Source organism: Pseudomonas sp. S1_E05 (assembly GCF_056337105.1).
In genome coordinates this window covers 5,282,417-5,300,000 of sequence record NZ_JBFRHM010000001.1, presented here as the reverse complement: position 1 = coordinate 5,300,000, position 17,584 = coordinate 5,282,417, and the positions used below count along the sequence as shown (strand labels likewise).

Below are 17,584 nucleotides of genomic sequence, written 5' to 3'. Positions count from 1 at the left end.
ATAAAGGTGCGATCGACAACCTCACCATCCACACGCACACCACCGGAATTGAGCAGGTCACGCGCAACAGCCGAGTTCTTCACCAGGCCTGCTTTATTAAGCACAGCAGCGATCGGCATATCCTCAGCAGCAGACAGTTCGATTTCCGGCAGATCATCCGGCAGCTCGCCATCCTTCATACGGTTGCCAGCACCGCGATGCGCATTCGCCGCAGCCTCTTCCCCATGGAAGCGCGCAACGATTTCTTCGGCCAACTTGATCTTGATGTCACGCGGGTTGGCACCCGCCTCGACCTCGGCACGAAACGCATTGATCTCGTCCATGGACCGAAAGCTGAGCAGCTCGAAGTAACGCCACATCAGTGCATCCGGAATGGAAACCAGCTTGCTGTACATCACGCCCGGCGCTTCCTGAATACCGACGTAGTTGCCCAAGGACTTGGACATCTTTTTCACGCCATCCAGACCTTCGAGCAGCGGCATGGTCAGAATGCACTGGGGCTCCTGACCATAACCACGCTGCAATTCGCGCCCCATCAGCAAATTGAATTTCTGGTCGGTGCCACCCAGTTCGACATCCGCGCGCAGGGCAACCGAGTCATAACCCTGGACAAGCGGATAAAGGAACTCATGGATGGCGATGGGCTGATTGGTCGTATAGCGCTTGTCGAAGTCGTCACGCTCAAGCATGCGAGCGACGGTGTATTGCGAGGTCAGCCGTATGAAGTCCGCTGGCCCCATCTGATCCATCCAGGTGGAGTTGAAGGCTACTTCGGTTTTAGCCGGATCGAGAATCTTGAACACTTGAGCCTTATAGGTCTCGGCGTTCTCGAGAACCTGCTCGCGAGTCAGCGGAGGACGCGTGGCACTTTTGCCACTCGGATCACCGATCATCCCGGTGAAGTCACCAATAAGGAAGATCACCTGATGCCCCAGCTCCTGGAACTGGCGCAGCTTATTAATAAGAACGGTGTGTCCCAGGTGCAAATCCGGCGCAGTCGGATCGAAGCCAGCCTTAATACGGAGTGGCTGGCCGCGCTTGAGCTTTTCTACCAGCTCGGACTCGACCAACAATTCTTCTGCACCACGTTTGATCAGCGCTAGCTGCTCTTCAACCGACTTCATAACAGACCCGCAAGGCTCGAATTCAAAGGGAACCAACCATACAAGATCACGCGTCAAATACAAAATTTGGCCAGCGCAATGACGCCAATCCACCGGCAGAACGTCCGCGGACTTGCTTCACAGATGATTTGGTTATATTTTATACAGTTATTTCATCTTCATCATGTCATTCATCTTTTCCAATTCATCTTTTTCAAAGTCAAAACTACTTATGACCAACGAATCGTCTAAAGCGCCGCCGCTTTACCCGAAGACCCATCTGCTCGCAGCAAGCGGCATCGCTGCCCTCTTGAGCCTGGCGCTTCTGGTATTCCCTTCCAGTGATGTAGAAGCCAAAAAGACAACCTTGAGTCTTGAACTGGAAAGCCCTGCTGAACAACTGACACAAGATCAAGACGCTGCCGATGCAGCTCAAGCCACAAATGAGGCGGTAACTTCTCCTTTCGCCCAGATCGATAACGGCACCGAAGAGGTTCAGGAAACAGCTCAGGCCGCACCTGCAACTGAAGAGATCAAAAGCCCGAACCATCGGGAAGTGATCGTTGCAAAAGGCGACACGCTTTCGACACTGTTCGAAAAGGTCGGCCTTCCTGCCACCGCAGTGCATGAAGTGCTCGCCAGCGACAAACAGGCCAAGCAGTTCAGCCAGCTCAAGCACGGCCAGAAGCTCGAATTCGAACTCAACCCGCAAGGCCAACTGACCAACCTGCACAGCAAGGTCAGCGATCTGGAAAGCATTACCCTGACCAAAAATGACAAGGGCTATGTCTTCAACCGCATCACTACCAAGCCAACTGTGCGCTCGACCTACGCTCATGGCGTGATCAACAGCTCGCTGTCGCAATCGGCTGCACGGGCTGGTTTGTCGCACAGCCTGACCATGGACATGGCCAGCGTCTTCGGCTACGACATCGACTTCGCCCAGGATATTCGCCAGGGCGATGAGTTCGACGTGATCTACGAACAGAAAGTCGTCAATGGCAAGTCGATTGGCAACGGGCCCATCCTCTCCGCGCGCTTCACAAACCGCGGCAAGACTTACACCGCCGTTCGCTACACCAATAAACAAGGCAACAGCAGCTACTACACAGCTGACGGCAACAGCATGCGCAAGGCGTTCATCCGCACGCCGGTAGACTTCGCCCGCATCAGTTCGAAATTCTCCATGGGACGCAAGCATCCGATCCTGAACAAGATCCGCGCCCACAAAGGCGTTGACTATGCTGCACCGCGCGGCACGCCAATCAAGGCAGCGGGAGACGGCAAGGTATTGCTGGCCGGCCGTCGTGGCGGTTACGGCAACACCGTGATCATTCAGCATGGCAACACCTACCGCACGCTATACGGACACATGCAGGGTTTCGCCAAAGGCGTACAGACCGGCAGCTCCGTCAAGCAGGGTCAGGTCATTGGCTACATCGGCACCACCGGTCTTTCCACCGGTCCACATTTGCATTACGAGTTCCAGGTCAACGGGGTACACGTAGACCCGCTGAGCCAGAAACTCGCGATGGCCGACCCCATCTCCAAGGGCGAGCGCTCGCGCTTCCTCGCCCAAAGCCAGCCACTGATGGCGCGCATGGATCAAGAGAAAGCCACCATGCTGGCTTCGAAGCGCTAAGCAATGCCGCTCTATATAGGTGTGATGTCCGGGACCAGCCTCGATGGCCTGGACATTGCGCTGATCGAACTGAATGGGGCGATCAAGCTGATCGCCACGCATTACATTCCGATGCCTGAATCCCTGCGCGCCGAGTTGCTGGGTTTGTGCGCCACCGGGCCTGACGAGATTGCCCGCTCAGCCATTGCCCAACAGCACTGGGTGAAGCTCGCGGCAGATGGCATTCATGCCCTTCTGAATCAACACAACCTGAAAGCCCAGGACATCCTGGCGATTGGCAGCCATGGCCAGACCATCCGCCACGAGCCGGCACGCGGCTTCACCGTCCAGATTGGCAACCCTGCCCTGCTGACAGAACTGACCGGCATTACGGTCGTAAGCGACTTTCGCAGTCGAGACGTAGCGGCCGGCGGCCAAGGCGCACCTCTGGTTCCTGCATTTCACGAAGCACTCTTTGAAGAACAGGCAGGCAATCGTGCTGTGCTCAACATCGGCGGGTTCAGCAACCTCAGCCTGATCGAGCCCGGCAAACCGGTGGCCGGCTTCGACTGCGGACCTGGAAATGTGCTGCTCGATGCCTGGATTCACCAGCAACGAGGGGAAAACTTCGACCGCAACGGCCAATGGGCCGCCAGCGGCAAAGTGGAACCTGTGCTGCTCAAAGCACTGCTCAGTGACGCGTTCTTCGTGACCAAAGGCCCTAAGAGTACCGGCCGCGAAGTGTTCAACCTGCCATGGCTGACACAGCATCTTTCCGGTCTGCCACCGTTTGCCGCTGAAGATGTGCAGGCGACGCTGCTGGAGCTGACCGCGCTGACCATCATTGAATCGCTGCAAAGCGCCCAAGCGGATACCCGGGAGCTGCTGGTGTGCGGAGGTGGCGCGCACAACGCTACGCTCATGGCGCGCCTGGCCAGCCTGCTGCCGAACGCAACGGTCAGCAGCACCGCTACGCACGGGGTTGACCCGGACTGGGTCGAGGCCATGGCTTTCGCCTGGCTGGCCCATTGCTGCCTGGAAGGCATCGCGGCCAATCGCCCGAGCGTCACCGGTGCTCGCGGCCTGCGGGTACTCGGCGCCATCTACCCAGCCTGAAGCCAGACAGCAAAACGCCGCAGGACCCGGAAGTCTTGCGGCGCTGGATACTGCCTTGAAATGCGATCAGATCGAGAACGAAGAACCGCAACCACAAGTGGTGGTGGCATTCGGGTTCTTGATGACGAAACGCGAACCCTCCAAACCTTCCTGGTAATCCACCTCGGCACCTGCCAGGTACTGGAAGCTCATCGGGTCAACGACCAGGCTCACGCCCTCGCGCTCGACGATGGTGTCATCATCGGCCACTTCCTCATCGAAGGTGAAGCCGTACTGGAAACCTGAACAACCACCGCCCGTAACGAATACGCGCAGCTTCAAGCGATCATTCCCCTCTTCATCGACCAGGCTCTTCACCTTGTGCGCGGCACCGTGGGTGAATTGCAAAGCCGTGGGGGTGAAGGATTCGACGCTCATGCTAACTATCTCCCGGCGTTACGCCGCCATAATGCGTGATGACGCGCATTATCCGCTTCTCCGAGAAAATTGGTCAACTATTTGGGGAGCAGCGGCAAGCTTTGAGCTGCAAGCTTCAAGCTGCTCGCCGACAACTTGCAGCTTGCAGCTTGGCGCTTGAGGCTGATGTCAAGGCAACATACCTGCATGGGACAAGCCCAGACGCTCATCCAGACCGAACAGGATGTTCAGGTTTTGCACCGCCTGACCGGACGCGCCCTTGACCAGGTTGTCGATCACCGACAACACCACCACCAGGTCACCGTCCTGCGGACGATGCACAGCGATACGGCAAACGTTGGCGCCGCGCACGCTGCGGGTTTCCGGGTGGCTGCCCGCCGGCATCACATCAACGAAAGGTTCATTGGCATAACGTTTTTCAAACAACGCCTGCAAATCCACCGAGCGGTCAACCACTGTCGCGTAAAGCGTCGAGTGAATGCCACGGATCATCGGAGTCAGGTGAGGCACGAAGGTCAGACCGACGTCCTTACCCGCTGCACGCCGCAGGCCCTGGCGAATCTCGGGCAGGTGACGGTGACCTTTGACGGCGTACGCCTTCATGCTTTCCGACGTTTCGGAATACAGCGAACCTACCGAAGCACCACGACCGGCACCACTGACGCCGGATTTGCAGTCCGCGATCAAGCGCGTGGTATCGACCAGGCCAGCTTCAAGCAATGGCAGGAAACCCAATTGGGTGGCGGTTGGATAGCAACCCGGCACGGCGATCAAACGAGCCTGCTTGATCTGCTCGCGATTGACTTCCGGCAAGCCATAGACGGCCTCTTCCAGCAGTTGCGGGGCGCCATGCGGCTGGCCGTACCACTTGGCCCACTCGTCAGCGTCCTGCAGACGGAAGTCCGCCGACAGGTCGATAACCTTGGTCCCGGCCGCCAACAGCTCGCCGGCCAGTGCATGGGCCACCCCATGAGGCGTGGCGAAAAACACCACATCGCAGGCGCCCAAGGTCTTCACGTCCGGAACGCTGAATGCCAGGCCGTCGTAATGACCGCGCAGATTGGGATACATATCGGCCACGGCCAGGCCGGCCTCGGATCGGGAAGTGATGACGACCACTTCAGCTTGCGGATGCTGTGCCAACAGACGCAGCAGTTCGACACCGGTGTAACCCGTGCCGCCGACGATACCGACCTTGACCATAAAACTGCCCTCAACGAACCCACTGGAAAGCCGTCGATGATAGGGGCGGCGAGCGCCTGCGACAACCGTCAAGGTGACGTGCGGGCGCTCAAGCCTCTACTATTCGGGCTACCGTGAACCTGGGAATAATCAAAAATGCTTTATCTGTGGCTCAAAGCGCTTCATATCGTCAGCATGGTCTGCTGGTTTGCCGGCCTGTTTTACCTGCCGCGCCTGTTCGTCTATCACGCGCAAAGCGCAGACGCCATCAGCCAGGAACGCTTCAGCGTCATGGAGCGCAAGCTGTACCGCGGCATCATGGGGCCGGCGATGATTGCCACGCTGATCTTCGGCATCGCGCTGATTGGCCTGAACCCGAGCATCTTCAGTCAAGGCGGCTGGATTCACGCCAAGTTGACGCTGGTGGTGATCCTTATTGGCTACCATCACATGTGCGGCGCGCAGGTGAAACGCTTTGCCCGTGGCGAGAACACCCGCAGCCATGTCTTTTATCGCTGGTTCAATGAAGTGCCGGTTCTGCTATTGCTGGCTATCGTAATTCTGGTCGTCGTTCGACCGTTCTAACTTTAATCAGCCACCCCGGGGTACTGCCAATGTCGCTGCCTGCCTTGCTCGAACAACGCCTGCGCCTGCCCGTCGTGGCGGCGCCGATGTTTCTGATTTCCAATCCTCAATTGGTACTCGCCTGCTGTCGCAACGGCGTTGTCGGCAGCTTTCCTGCGCTGAACCAGCGCGAGAGCAGCGGCTTCAAGGCCTGGCTGGAAGAAATCGAAGCAGGCCTGGCGACATTGGAGAATCCCGCACCCTATGCGGTGAACCTGATCGTCCACAACAGCAATCCACGACTGCAAGCGGACCTGCAAATCTGCATCGAGCACAAAGTGCCGATTGTGATCACCAGCCTTGGCGCGGTGAAAGAGCTGGTCGATGCGGTTCACAGCTATGGCGGACTGGTTTTCCATGACGTAACGACGCGTCGGCATGCCGAGAAAGCCGCCGAGGCCGGCGTCGACGGTTTGATCGCTGTCGCGGCGGGCGCTGGGGGCCATGCCGGCACCTGGAGCCCGTTTTCGCTGGTCGCCGAAATCCGTCAGTTCTTCGACAAAACACTATTGCTCGCCGGCTGCTTGAACCATGGACACGAGATTCTCGCCGCGCAATTGCTCGGCGCGGATCTGGCCTACTTTGGTACGCGCTTTATCGGCACCACCGAAAGTCATGCACCTGACGCCTATAAAGACATGCTTCTGGCGTCCCGCGCCGCGGACATCATTCATACCCCTGCGGTGTCGGGTGTGCCTGCAAGCTTCATGCGGCAAAGCCTGGAAGCCGCCGGTTTCGACATGACAGCGCTGCAAAACAAGGGAGACGTCAATTTCGGTTCCAAGCTCAAACCCATAAGCGACGAGGCCAAGGCCTGGAAAACTGTCTGGTCCGCCGGACAGGGAGTTGGCGGGATCAGCGACGTGCCTGGCGTAGATCAACTGGTCGCACGGCTGGACGCGGAGTACCGCAAGGCCCTCGAGCTTTCGACACAGCTTGCGACACGCTGGCCACGCTAAGCGGAAAACTTGGCCAGTCATCCCCGGCTGGCCTTAAACTTGCGACGCATACCTCCCACTATTCAAAACCTCGCGACAAGGATGCCTCGCAATGAGTGACAACCGTTTCAAGATCGTTTTCAACGGCGCGCTACGACCGGGTGTCGAAATCACCACGGCCAAACTCAACCTGGCGGCGTTGTACAAAAGTGATGTTGCGGCAGTGGAACGGCTATTCACCGGGCAGGCGGTGACACTCAAACAGGGCCTGTCACAGGAGCAAGCGCAAACCTACCTGGAGGCGCTGGCCAAAACCGGGATCGATGCCCGGATTGAAGCCGAACCTGCGATTGAGTTGAGCCTGGCCGACATTCAACATGCGCCTGTCAGCAAGGCGGCCGCATTCGCTGACCCCGAGTCGCCCTATGCCCCGCCCCGCGCCAGCGTTGGCGATAACCTCCCAGAGTTTGCCGAGCTCAAACCCTTCAGCTTCGCGGGACGCATCGGCCGCCTGCGGTACCTGGCCTGGACCATGGTCCTGATCCTCGTGGTCATCGGCGCCGGCACGACCGCGGCTGTTTTCGCCATCGGGCTGATCAGCAGCGACTCATCTGCCGGGTTGATTCTTGGCGGGCTACTGGCGTTCTTCCTGTGCCTGGCCATTGGGCTCGTCAGCATCCAGATCTGCGTTCAGCGCCTGCACGACATCGGCTGGTCCGGCTGGCTCTGGTTGTTGCACCTCGTTCCAATCGTAGGCAGCGTCTTTCCGTTCGTGATCATGTGCGTGCCGGGCAACCAGGCAGTCAACCGCTACGGCCCTCCGCCTCCACCCAACAGCACCGCCGTCAAAGTCCTCTCATCGTTGTGGCTCGTACTTATTGCCGTCGTCTTCATTGGTGCACTGGCCGGCGGCTTCAGTACGCTGCAGCAACAATACGAAAGTGCCGCCGAAGCCAGCTACGACAGCAGTGTGATCGACCAAGTGGAAGTCGAGCCGGCCCAGGCCATCGAAATGCCGGATACCGCAGACGAAGAAACCGAACAAGTCCCGGCCCCTGTAGAATCTGCCAAAGAATGAACGGCGCTCCCCGCTCGTGACACCTGCGTCGCGGCGCGCAGCTGCTGCGATGGAGAACTGAATGACCCGTTACGCACTGATCACCGGCGCTTCCAGTGGCATCGGCCTGGCGATGGCCGAGGCGCTGGCTCGCCGTGGCCGCAGCTTGATTCTGGTGGCACGACAACGTGATCAGCTGGAAAGCATCGCCATTGAACTGACGCAGCGATTTGGCGTGGAAGTGTTGTTCCGAGCCTGCGACCTGGGCGAGCCGCTGAGGCTGTCCGGGTTCCTGCTGGAGCTGGAAGAAAGCGATCGGCAAATCGACTTGCTGGTCAACTGCGCCGGCATCGGCACCTGTGGCCCATTCCTCGCGCAAGACTGGATGACCGAGCAGGACCTGATCGAAGTGAACATTCTCGCCCTCACCCGCCTTTGCCACGCCATCGGTAACAGCATGGCGCTGCATGGGGGCGGACAGATCCTCAACGTCGCATCGCTCGCAGCTTTCCATCCCGGTCCCTGGATGAGCACCTATTACGCCAGCAAGGCCTACGTGCTGCATTTCTCCGAAGGGCTGCGCGTCGAGCTGAAGAAGTGCGCAGTCAAGGTTTCGGTGCTCTGTCCGGGCCCCACCCGCACCGCGTTCTACCGCACAGCACAGATGGACACCGACAAATTGGCCAACAGCAATCTGCTGATGAGCCCCGAGGAGGTCGCTCTCTACACCGTGCGCGCCCTGGAAAAAAACCGCGCCATCATTATTCCCGGTCGCCGCAACCGCTGGGTCGCCTGTCTGTCGCGGCTCGGGACGCGCTGGCTGAATCGGACAATCACTGGCATGGTCAACAAGGCTTACTGCCCACGCTGACGGCCGCAAGGCAAAAGGCTGGGCTCGAACAATCCCCATGGGTACACTCAGGCCAGCCCAAACAACGGAGAAAACAGCTGTGGATACTCTGTTCACCAAGATCATCAACCGGGAAATCCCGGCGAAGATCATCTACGAGGACGACCAGGTACTGGCCTTCCACGATATCGCCCCACAAGCGCCGGTACATTTTCTGGTGATCCCGAAGAAACCCGTGCGCACCCTCAACGACCTTACCGAGGACGACAAGGCACTGGCCGGGCATATTCTGTTCACTGCCCAGCGCCTGGCGCTGGAGCTGGGCTGTGAAGAGGGTTTCCGCGTAGTGATGAACTGCAACGAATTGGGTGGGCAGACCGTCTACCACATTCACATGCACGTCCTGGGTCAACGCCAGATGAACTGGCCACCGGGCTGATTGCTCCTCGCCTGTCTGTAGGAGCCAGCTTGCTGGCGATGGTCGTGAACGATATACGGGATGCCAGACAGCCCGCGTCGCCTGAACCACCATCGCCAGCAAGCTGGTTCCTACAGATACAGACGAAACCGTCGTGCAATGACCCAGCGCAAACCTTCCCCGGCCGATTGGGTTAAACTGGCGGCCGAGATTCTTCCCGGAGGTCAGCATGACTACCCAACGTCACTACTCGCCCATTGATCGTCTACTGCTGCAAGCCGATGCCGCCATGCGTACCCTGCTGCCTTTCAGCGGCCAGCCGTACCGTCCGTCGCCCGCCATCGTGCAGCCGGAAGCGCAAATGAGCGACGAAGACACCCGGCATGTCGCCGGCCTGATGCGTATCAACCATACCGGCGAAGTGTGCGCACAGGCGCTATACCAGGGGCAAGCGCTGACGGCCAAGCTGCCGCAGGTTCGCGCTGCCATGGAGCATGCTGCCGAGGAAGAAATCGACCATCTGGTGTGGTGCGAACAACGCATTCATCAGTTGGGCAGCCATACCAGTATTCTCAATCCACTGTTCTATGGCATGTCGTTCGGGATTGGTGCGGTGGCCGGGCTGATCAGCGACAAAGTCAGCCTGGGTTTCGTTGCCGCCACCGAACATCAGGTGTGCAAGCATTTGAACGAGCACCTGGAACAGTTGCCGGCAGAAGATGAGAAGTCCCGGGCGATTCTCGAGCAGATGCGTATCGATGAGGAGCATCATGCCGAGAGTGCTCTGGAAGCGGGTGGTTTCCGTTTTCCGGCGCCGGTGAAGTTCGGGATGAGTTTGTTGGCCAAGGTGATGACCAAGAGTACTTATCGGATTTGAGGTTTAGGTTGACTGGACGGGCCTTATCGCGACGGTTCGACGCTTCGACAAGCTCGCTCCTACAGGAGCGAGCCGTGACCCACGTATGAAAAAGGCGACTGCCGTGAGGGAGTCGCCTTTTTTGTGTTCGAAGTTCTTAGTTCGGCATGTTGCGCGCGTAGAAGATTTCGAGCATTTCGTGCTTCACACGTTCGGTCACCTGGGCGCGCTGCTCAGGGGACAGGCTACCGGTGGCGTCGCCGAACAGGTAGTTATCCAGTTCGAAGTTCTTCAGCAGCATTTTGGTGTGGAACAGGTTTTCCTGATACACGTTCACGTCGGTCATCTGATACGCGTCGCGCGTGTCGTCGGACAGGTAGTTCTGGATCGAGTTGATCTCGTGATCGATGAAGTGCTTCTTGCCTTCGACATCACGGGTGAAACCGCGTACGCGATAATCCACGGTCACGATGTCCGAATCGAACTGGTGAATCAGGAAGTTGAGCGCCTTGAGCGGTGAAATGACGCCACAGGTCGACACGTCGATATCGACACGGAAGGTAGCGATACCGTCATCCGGATGGATTTCCGGGTAGGTGTGCACCGTGATGTGGCTCTTGTCGAGGTGGGCCAGGATGATTTCCGGCAACGGGCCCGGGGACTCTTCGATCTGGCTCTCGGTCGGGGTCACCGGTTCTTCAGAGATCAGGATCGTAACGCTGGCGCCCTGCGGTTCGTAGTCCTGACTGGCGATGTTCAGGATGTTGGCACCAATGATATCGACAACTTCCGTGAGGATCTGCGTCAGACGTTTCGCGTTGTACTCTTCATTGATGTACTCGACGTAGGCCTGCTGGTCTTGCGGGGTTTCCGCGTAGCAGATGTCATAGATGTTGAAGCTCAAGGTCTTTGTCAGGTTATTGAACCCGTGGAGCTTGAGTTTGCTTTTCACCGTTAAAAACTCTCTATGTATTGCGGCCCGGCCGCGTGATCAAGCATGCCCGTCAGATGCGAACGACGCACCTGCGTAGGACGGTTAACACCTCTTCGCGATGGCGATTTTGGTTGTCTGATCGGGTAAGCGGCCTGTCGGCTGACGGGCCACCACCCTGAAAAAAGTGGCGCATTATGCAGACGTCAGCCATGGATCGCCAGAGTCTGCACTGCTTTTATGATAGTTGAATGTCGATTCAACCCAACTCGACGATTTCGTAGTCGTGGGTAATCGCAACGCCGGCGGCGCCGAGCATGATGGACGCCGAGCAATACTTCTCGGCAGAGAGCTCAATGGCGCGTTTGACCTGGGCTTCTTTCAGCCCACGGCCCTTGACCACAAAGTGCATGTGAATCTTGGTGAAGACCTTTGGATCCTCGCTCGCACGCTCGGCCTCGAGGAAGGCTTCGCAGCTTTCAACGGCCTGGCGGGATTTCTTGAGGATGCTGACCACATCGAAATTGCTGCATCCACCTACACCCAGCAGGAGCATTTCCATCGGCCGCACGCCCAGGTTACGACCACCGGCATCGGGCGGACCGTCCATGACCACGACATGACCGCTACCGGACTCGCCGAGGAACATGGCTTCGCCAGCCCATTGAATGCGTGCCTTCATCGCCAAGACTCCACTGTCTAAAAAAGGGTCGCCAGCTTAGCACAGGGCCCAGGATTGACAGCGCCCGCCTTCCTAGGACATAACCGGTCGCTTTGTAGGTAAATTCTCGAATATAGCAGGGAGTGTCTGTTAAGCTGACGCCAAATAGCTGGCGCTTAGCCAGCTCTGCAGCAACCTCAGCGCCTCATAAAAAAACCAAACACACCGTGCAGTCTTTTCGAGATACAACCATGGTTGCTATTGCCCCAACCCCCAAAATCAAGAACCTCGACAAGTTGTTGATGCATTGCCAGCGTCGGCGTCATGCCGCCAAGAGCAATATCATTTGTGCAGGCGACCGCTCAGAAACGCTGTTCTACATCATTAGGGGCTCGGTCACCATCCTGATCGAGGATGACGACGGCCGCGAAATGATCATCGCCTACCTCAACACCGGGGACTTTTTTGGTGAGTTGGGCCTGTTTGAGCAAGCCGGCCAGGAACAGGAACGCAGTGCCTGGGTTCGCGCGAAAGTCGAGTGCGAGGTCGCGGAAATCAGCTACACGAAATTTCGCGAGCTCTCCCATCAAGACCCCGACATTCTTTACGCGCTTAGCGGACAAATCGCACAACGCCTGCGTAACACCACACGCAAGGTCGGCGACCTGGCCTTCTTCGACGTGACCGGCCGTGTTGCCCGCTGCCTGTTGGAACTGTGCAAACAGCCCGACGCCATGACTCACCCCGATGGCATGCAGATCAAGGTTACGCGTCAGGAGATCGGGCGGATTGTCGGGTGCTCTCGGGAAATGGTCGGGCGTGTGCTCAAGGATCTGGAAGAGCGCAACCTGGTGAACGTCAAAGGCAAGACCATGGTGGTGTTCGGGACTCGATAAGCCCAAAACTCAACCGCCGAACATCTCTCCCAGCAGTTGCCGATAGAGTTCGTCCAGACGTGTCAGCGCATCCGGCGCCGTGAATTTCTCGTGCAGAGCGATGTGGCTCTGCGCACGGACGCGTTGCTCCAGGCCACAGGCCTCGTTGAAGCGATTGACGGCCGTGACCATCGATTCACGCTCGTCATCCAGCAGCATCGCCCCGTGCACCAGCCCCACCGGACGCTGTCCACCCTGACTCTGGCGCCAGCGCTGGGCGGTGCCGACCATCTTGCGTCCGTCCAGGTTGACGTTGAAGCGGCCGTCGCAAAATGCACCGTCGATTTCCCCAAGTGACGACGCGCCACCCAGTTCGTCGAGCAATTCACAGATCGGATTACACAGGCGCAGGTAGCCGGACTCGATTCGGTTCAAATCCCCTTCGCTGCGCGGTGGTGCGTAGACGAGGGCGATATTGAGGGTGGACGCCGATTGGGGAACCGGCTCTCCACCGGTTTCGCGCAGCAGCACAGGCCAGCCGGCAGCGGCACTGACTTCGCAGGCATGATCGAAATCGGGCAGACGATTCAGGCGGCGCGGCATGACCAATGCCCGGTCGCTGGGTTGCCAGAACAGCAGGCCGAACTCTGAAGCGCCGGCGCAGACCGAGGCGAGCAGGTCCTGTTCGGCTTGCAGGCCGGCTTCGATGGTCAGGGACAGGGCTCGCGACATGGGTGGCTCCGGCAGGCTTCAGTTCTTTGGGGGATTTGAAGGCCTCATCGCGGGCAAGCCCGCGATGGGGTCGACTCGATCAGTCGAGCGTGGAACCACTCACCGGAACACCACGTTCCGGGAAGAACAGGCGCTGCAACTCCATGCCCGGTTGCTCGGCGCGCATGAACGCTTCGCCCACCAGAAAGGCGTATACGTCGCTGATTTCCATCAGCTCCACATCCGCCCGATTGAGAATGCCGCTTTCAGTGATCACCAGGCGATCGCGCGGGATTCGCGGCAACAGGTCCAGTGTGGTTTCCAGGCTGACCTCGAAGGTGTGCAGATTACGGTTGTTCACACCCACCAACGGCGTGTCGAGGGTGTTCAATGCCCGCTCCAGTTCGTCGCCATCATGAACTTCCACCAGCACATCGAGGCCAACGCTCTTGGCCACCGCTGCCAGTTCGGCCATTTTCACGTCATCCAGCGCGGAGACGATCAACAGCACACAGTCAGCGCCTAATGCCCGCGCCTCGACGATCTGGTAGGGATCGATCATGAAGTCCTTGCGGATTACTGGCAGCTTGCAGGCGGCACGTGCCTGTTGCAGGTAAACATCGGCGCCCTGGAAGTAGTCGACGTCAGTGAGCACGGAAAGGCAGGTCGCGCCGCCCTTCTCATAGCTCCTGGCGATTTCCTCAGGCACAAAGTGCTCGCGGATCACGCCTTTACTTGGCGACGCTTTCTTGATTTCGGCAATCACCGCCGGCTGTTTCGACTTGGCCTGTGCGATCAATGCCTGGGCAAAGCCTCGCGGGGCGTCGGCCGCCTTGGCCAGGGTTTCCAGCTCCGCGAGGCTCACACGAGCATTACGCTCAGCGACTTCCTCGACCTTGCGCGCCAGAATTTTTTCCAGAACCGTGGGTACACTCATCCCTCATTCTCCACTTTGAATACCGCCGTAAACGCACCCAACTCCTCCAGTTTTTCTCGAGCGAGACCGGTGTGCAGCGCGTCATGCGCCAGGGCAACGCCCTCTTTCAGACTGCTGGCGTGATCGGCGGCGTACAGCGCAGCACCCGCGTTGAGCATGATCATTTCGGCAGCTTTCTGACCGTTTTCAGTTTTGCGCTTGCCCAGGGCATCGCGAATCAGCTCGTAGGAGGCTGCCGGGCTTTCTACCGCCAACCCATGCAGGCTCTGGCTCTTCATGCCCAGGTCTTCGGGCTCGACCCAATACTCGGTGATCTGGTCGTTTTTCAGTTCAGCCACAAATGTCGGCGCGGCCAGGCTGAATTCATCCAGACCGTCCTTGGAGTGCACCACCAGCACGTGTTTGCTGCCCAAGCGCTGCAATACTTCGGCCAGAGGCCGGCACAAGGCCTGGGTGAAAACACCTACCACCTGATGCTTGACGCCGGCCGGATTCGTAAGCGGGCCGAGCATGTTGAACAGGGTACGCAGGCCCAACTCCTTGCGCGGGCCGGCAGCATGCTTCATCGCGCTGTGGTGCGTCTGCGCAAACATGAAGCCGATGCCGACGTTATCGATGCAGCGCGCCACTTGCACCGGAGTCAGGTTCAAGTAGATACCGGCCGCCTCCAGCAAGTCGGCACTGCCGCTCTTGCCCGACACCGCGCGATTGCCATGCTTGGCCACGGTGCAGCCGGCGGCCGACACCACGAACGCAGATGCGGTCGACACGTTGAAAATATTGGCGCCGTCACCACCGGTGCCCACCACATCGACTACGCCATCAAGGGTGTTGAGTTCGACTTTGTCCGCCAGCTCGCGCATGACCGACACGGCACCCACGATTTCGTCGATGCTTTCACTCTTCATGCGCATGGCCATCATGAACGCGCCGATCTGCGCATCCGTGCATTGCCCGGTCATGATTTCGCGCATTACATCGCGCATCTCTTCGGTGCTGAGGTCGAGGTGATCGACGATACGGCTCAGGGCAGTCTTGATGTTCATTGAAAGTCCTTAGCGCGTGCCGCCGGTTTGTTTAAGAAAGTTGGCAAACAGTTCGTGCCCTTGTTCGGTCAGGATCGACTCAGGGTGAAACTGCACGCCCTCGATGTTCAGTGTCTTGTGACGCAGGCCCATGATCTCGTCGATCGAACCATCTTCCAGCTGGGTCCAGGCGGTCAACTCCAAACAGTCAGGCAGAGTTTCGCGCTTGACGATCAAGGAGTGGTAGCGAGTAACTGTCAGAGGATGATTCAACCCTTCGAACACGCCCTTGTCTTCGTGGAACACCGGGCTGGTCTTGCCGTGCATCACCTGACGGGCGCGGACCACGTCACCACCGAACGCCTGGCCGATGGATTGGTGGCCCAGGCAGACGCCAAGAATCGGCAATTTACCGCCAAAATGCTTGATCACGTCGATAGAAACGCCCGCTTCCGTCGGCGTGCAGGGACCAGGGGAAACCACGATCCGCTCAGGGTTCAGGGCTTCGATTTCGGCGATGGTAAGCTCATCGTTGCGCACGACCTTGACCTCGGCACCGAGCTCGCCGAGGTATTGCACAACGTTGTAAGTAAAAGAGTCGTAGTTATCGATCATCAGCAACATGGCTGGAAAACCTCTTGAATTCACTGACTTTAAAGGCTGCCTTCGAAGGAATGACCCGCAGCGTCCAGCACTCCGTCAACCAGAGCGGCATGGCATACGGGTCGCGCTCATCGGTCAGCTTTGCGGGGTTTGCTCAGCCAGGGCGACTGCACGGAACATCGCCCGACGCTTGTTCAGGGTTTCTTCCCACTCCAGCACCGGCACCGAGTCGGCGACGATGCCGCCCCCGGCCTGCACGTGCAGTTCGCCGTCCTTGATCACCGCGGTCCGAATGGCGATCGCGGTGTCCATGTTGCCGTTCCAGGCGAAATAGCCGACCGCGCCGCCGTAGACGCCCCGTTTGACCGGCTCCAGCTCGTCGATGATCTCCATTGCGCGAATCTTCGGTGCACCGGACAAGGTGCCCGCCGGCAGGATAGCGCGCAATGCGTCCATCGCCGTCAACCCGGCCTTCAACTGGCCAGTGACGTTGGAAACGATGTGCATGACGTTTGAGTAACGTTCGATGACCATCTTTTCCGTGAGTTTTACCGAGCCGACTTCCGACACGCGACCGGTGTCATTGCGCCCCAGGTCGATCAGCATCAGGTGTTCGGCGATTTCCTTGTCGTCGGACAGCAGGTCCTTTTCCAGGGCCAGATCCGCCTCTTCAGTGGCGCCGCGCGGCCGAGTACCGGCGATCGGGCGCACCGTGATCAGGTTGTCCTCGACCCGCACCAGCACTTCCGGCGAGCTGCCGACGACGTGGAAGTCGCCGAAGTTGAAGAAGTACATATAAGGCGTCGGGTTGAAGCAACGCAGCGCCCGGTACAGATCGATAGGCGCAGCCTTGAAGTCGATCGACATGCGCTGGGACGGCACGACCTGCATGCAGTCACCGGCGAGGATGTATTCCTTGATGGTGTCGACGGCTTTTTCGTAATCGTGCTGGGTGAAACTGGAGCGGAATACAGGATCAGCGGCTTGCTGCTGACTGAAATCCAGGCCCCGGCGCGGGGTGATCGGCTGACGCAGTTTTTCCAGCAACGCTTCCAGGCGCACGCGCCCTTGCTCGAAGGCGTCTTCCTGCGACGGATCGGCCAGGACGATCGCGTGCATCTTGCCGGCGAGGTTGTCGAATACCACCACGGCATCGGAGACCATCAGCAGAATATCCGGCACGCCCAGCGGGTCCGGGTTGGGGCATTTTCCGAGACGTTTTTCCACGTAACGCACGCAGTCGTAACCGAAGTAGCCCACCAGTCCGCCATTGAAGCGCGGCAGCCCCGGAATGGTCGGGACGTTGTAACGGGCCTTGAAGGTTTCGACGAACGCCAGCGGGTCTTCCACGTCATGGCTTTCGATCTCGACACCGTCATGGGTCACGCTGACGTGATGATCGTGTACCCGCAGCACGGTACGGCATGGCAGGCCGATGATCGAGTATCGGCCCCACTTCTCACCGCCTTGCACCGATTCGAGCAGGTAGGAATTAGGTTCGTCGGCCAGTTTCAGGTAGATCGACAGCGGCGTGTCGAAGTCGGCCAGGGTTTCGCAGGCAAGCGGAATGCGGTTGTAGCCGGCAGTGGCCAAGCGCAGGAATTCTTCGCGGATCATGGTGTAGCCTCGTGGCTTGAGGTGCGAACAGTCAGGTATGCA

The 17,584-nt window shown here is 58.7% G+C and carries 19 protein-coding genes (1 of these 19 only partly in view); 9 read left to right on the top strand and 10 right to left on the bottom strand.

What is annotated here, in order from left to right:
- Window positions 1-1,124, bottom strand: partial view of a tyrosine--tRNA ligase gene (tyrS, locus tag AB4N33_RS24420; RefSeq protein ID WP_476458845.1) — the 5' portion only. The gene continues 76 nt to the left of window position 1, outside the view; 1,124 of the gene's 1,200 nt are visible here — the first part of the coding sequence; its start codon is at window positions 1,122-1,124; the stop codon falls past the left edge of the window.
- A gap of 211 nt (window positions 1,125-1,335) precedes the next feature.
- Between tyrS and AB4N33_RS24415 the strand changes: the two genes are divergently transcribed.
- On the top strand, window positions 1,336-2,745 hold the full coding sequence (locus AB4N33_RS24415; RefSeq protein ID WP_460120401.1) for a peptidoglycan DD-metalloendopeptidase family protein: 1,410 nt from the start codon (window positions 1,336-1,338) through the stop codon (window positions 2,743-2,745).
- 3 nt (window positions 2,746-2,748) lie between these two features.
- A complete protein-coding gene (locus AB4N33_RS24410; protein WP_476458424.1) occupies window positions 2,749-3,840 on the top strand; it encodes an anhydro-N-acetylmuramic acid kinase in 1,092 nt (363 codons plus the stop codon).
- Window positions 3,841-3,906: 66 nt separating this feature from the next.
- On the opposite strand, the gene erpA is transcribed toward AB4N33_RS24410, so the two are convergent.
- The gene (erpA, locus tag AB4N33_RS24405; protein ID WP_007906865.1) at window positions 3,907-4,257 is read right to left on the bottom strand and encodes an iron-sulfur cluster insertion protein ErpA; all 351 of its coding nucleotides are present in this window, start codon (window positions 4,255-4,257) and stop codon (window positions 3,907-3,909) included.
- 168 nt (window positions 4,258-4,425) lie between these two features.
- A complete protein-coding gene (gene argC / locus AB4N33_RS24400) occupies window positions 4,426-5,460 on the bottom strand; it encodes an N-acetyl-gamma-glutamyl-phosphate reductase (RefSeq protein WP_476458423.1) in 1,035 nt (344 codons plus the stop codon).
- Between the two features lie 135 nt (window positions 5,461-5,595).
- On the opposite strand from argC, the gene hemJ reads away from it, so the two are divergent.
- The 6 genes from hemJ to coq7 all read left to right on the top strand — a co-directional run bounded on the left by hemJ (window position 5,596) and on the right by coq7 (window position 10,203).
- Window positions 5,596-6,024, top strand: a complete 429-nt coding sequence (gene hemJ, locus AB4N33_RS24395) for a protoporphyrinogen oxidase HemJ (RefSeq protein WP_460140813.1) — start codon at window positions 5,596-5,598, stop codon at window positions 6,022-6,024.
- 29 nt (window positions 6,025-6,053) lie between these two features.
- A complete protein-coding gene (locus AB4N33_RS24390; protein ID WP_476458422.1) occupies window positions 6,054-7,022 on the top strand; it encodes an NAD(P)H-dependent flavin oxidoreductase in 969 nt (322 codons plus the stop codon).
- Window positions 7,023-7,113: 91 nt separating this feature from the next.
- On the top strand, window positions 7,114-8,079 hold the full coding sequence (locus tag AB4N33_RS24385) for a DUF805 domain-containing protein (protein WP_476458421.1): 966 nt from the start codon (window positions 7,114-7,116) through the stop codon (window positions 8,077-8,079).
- A gap of 61 nt (window positions 8,080-8,140) precedes the next feature.
- The gene (locus tag AB4N33_RS24380; RefSeq protein ID WP_460120387.1) at window positions 8,141-8,929 is read left to right on the top strand and encodes an SDR family NAD(P)-dependent oxidoreductase; all 789 of its coding nucleotides are present in this window, start codon (window positions 8,141-8,143) and stop codon (window positions 8,927-8,929) included.
- Between the two features lie 79 nt (window positions 8,930-9,008).
- Window positions 9,009-9,347 (top strand): histidine triad nucleotide-binding protein, encoded by a 339-nt coding sequence (locus AB4N33_RS24375; protein ID WP_017128660.1) that lies wholly within the window; start codon window positions 9,009-9,011, stop codon window positions 9,345-9,347.
- A gap of 208 nt (window positions 9,348-9,555) precedes the next feature.
- Entirely contained in the window at window positions 9,556-10,203 is a 648-nt protein-coding gene (gene coq7 / locus AB4N33_RS24370; protein ID WP_460140811.1) for a 2-polyprenyl-3-methyl-6-methoxy-1,4-benzoquinone monooxygenase, read from the top strand.
- A gap of 136 nt (window positions 10,204-10,339) precedes the next feature.
- On the opposite strand, the gene speD is transcribed toward coq7, so the two are convergent.
- Window positions 10,340-11,134 carry an adenosylmethionine decarboxylase gene (gene speD, locus AB4N33_RS24365; protein ID WP_460120383.1) on the bottom strand — a complete coding sequence of 265 codons (795 nt, stop codon included), beginning with the start codon at window positions 11,132-11,134 and terminating at the stop codon, window positions 10,340-10,342.
- 238 nt (window positions 11,135-11,372) lie between these two features.
- Window positions 11,373-11,795, bottom strand: a complete 423-nt coding sequence (locus AB4N33_RS24360; RefSeq protein WP_285419348.1) for an OsmC family protein — start codon at window positions 11,793-11,795, stop codon at window positions 11,373-11,375.
- A gap of 230 nt (window positions 11,796-12,025) precedes the next feature.
- Here AB4N33_RS24360 and crp point away from each other — a divergent pair, with 230 nt between their 5' ends.
- Window positions 12,026-12,670: a cAMP-activated global transcriptional regulator CRP gene (gene crp / locus AB4N33_RS24355; RefSeq protein ID WP_460120381.1), complete on the top strand. Its 645-nt coding sequence runs from the start codon at window positions 12,026-12,028 to the stop codon at window positions 12,668-12,670.
- Window positions 12,671-12,679: 9 nt separating this feature from the next.
- On the opposite strand, the gene AB4N33_RS24350 is transcribed toward crp, so the two are convergent.
- The 5 genes from AB4N33_RS24350 to trpE form a co-directional block, all read right to left on the bottom strand.
- The gene (locus AB4N33_RS24350) at window positions 12,680-13,381 is read right to left on the bottom strand and encodes a lipoate--protein ligase family protein (protein WP_460120379.1); all 702 of its coding nucleotides are present in this window, start codon (window positions 13,379-13,381) and stop codon (window positions 12,680-12,682) included.
- A 79-nt stretch (window positions 13,382-13,460) separates the two neighbouring features.
- Window positions 13,461-14,297 carry an indole-3-glycerol phosphate synthase TrpC gene (gene trpC / locus AB4N33_RS24345; protein WP_460120377.1) on the bottom strand — a complete coding sequence of 279 codons (837 nt, stop codon included), beginning with the start codon at window positions 14,295-14,297 and terminating at the stop codon, window positions 13,461-13,463.
- The gene (gene trpD / locus AB4N33_RS24340) at window positions 14,294-15,343 is read right to left on the bottom strand and encodes an anthranilate phosphoribosyltransferase (RefSeq protein ID WP_460140808.1); all 1,050 of its coding nucleotides are present in this window, start codon (window positions 15,341-15,343) and stop codon (window positions 14,294-14,296) included. The genes trpC and trpD overlap by 4 nt, the downstream gene beginning before the upstream one ends.
- Window positions 15,344-15,352: 9 nt before the next feature.
- Entirely contained in the window at window positions 15,353-15,946 is a 594-nt protein-coding gene (locus AB4N33_RS24335; protein WP_201191896.1) for an aminodeoxychorismate/anthranilate synthase component II, read from the bottom strand.
- 114 nt (window positions 15,947-16,060) lie between these two features.
- Window positions 16,061-17,542: an anthranilate synthase component I gene (gene trpE / locus AB4N33_RS24330; protein WP_476458420.1), complete on the bottom strand. Its 1,482-nt coding sequence runs from the start codon at window positions 17,540-17,542 to the stop codon at window positions 16,061-16,063.
- Window positions 17,543-17,584 lie beyond the last annotated feature (42 nt).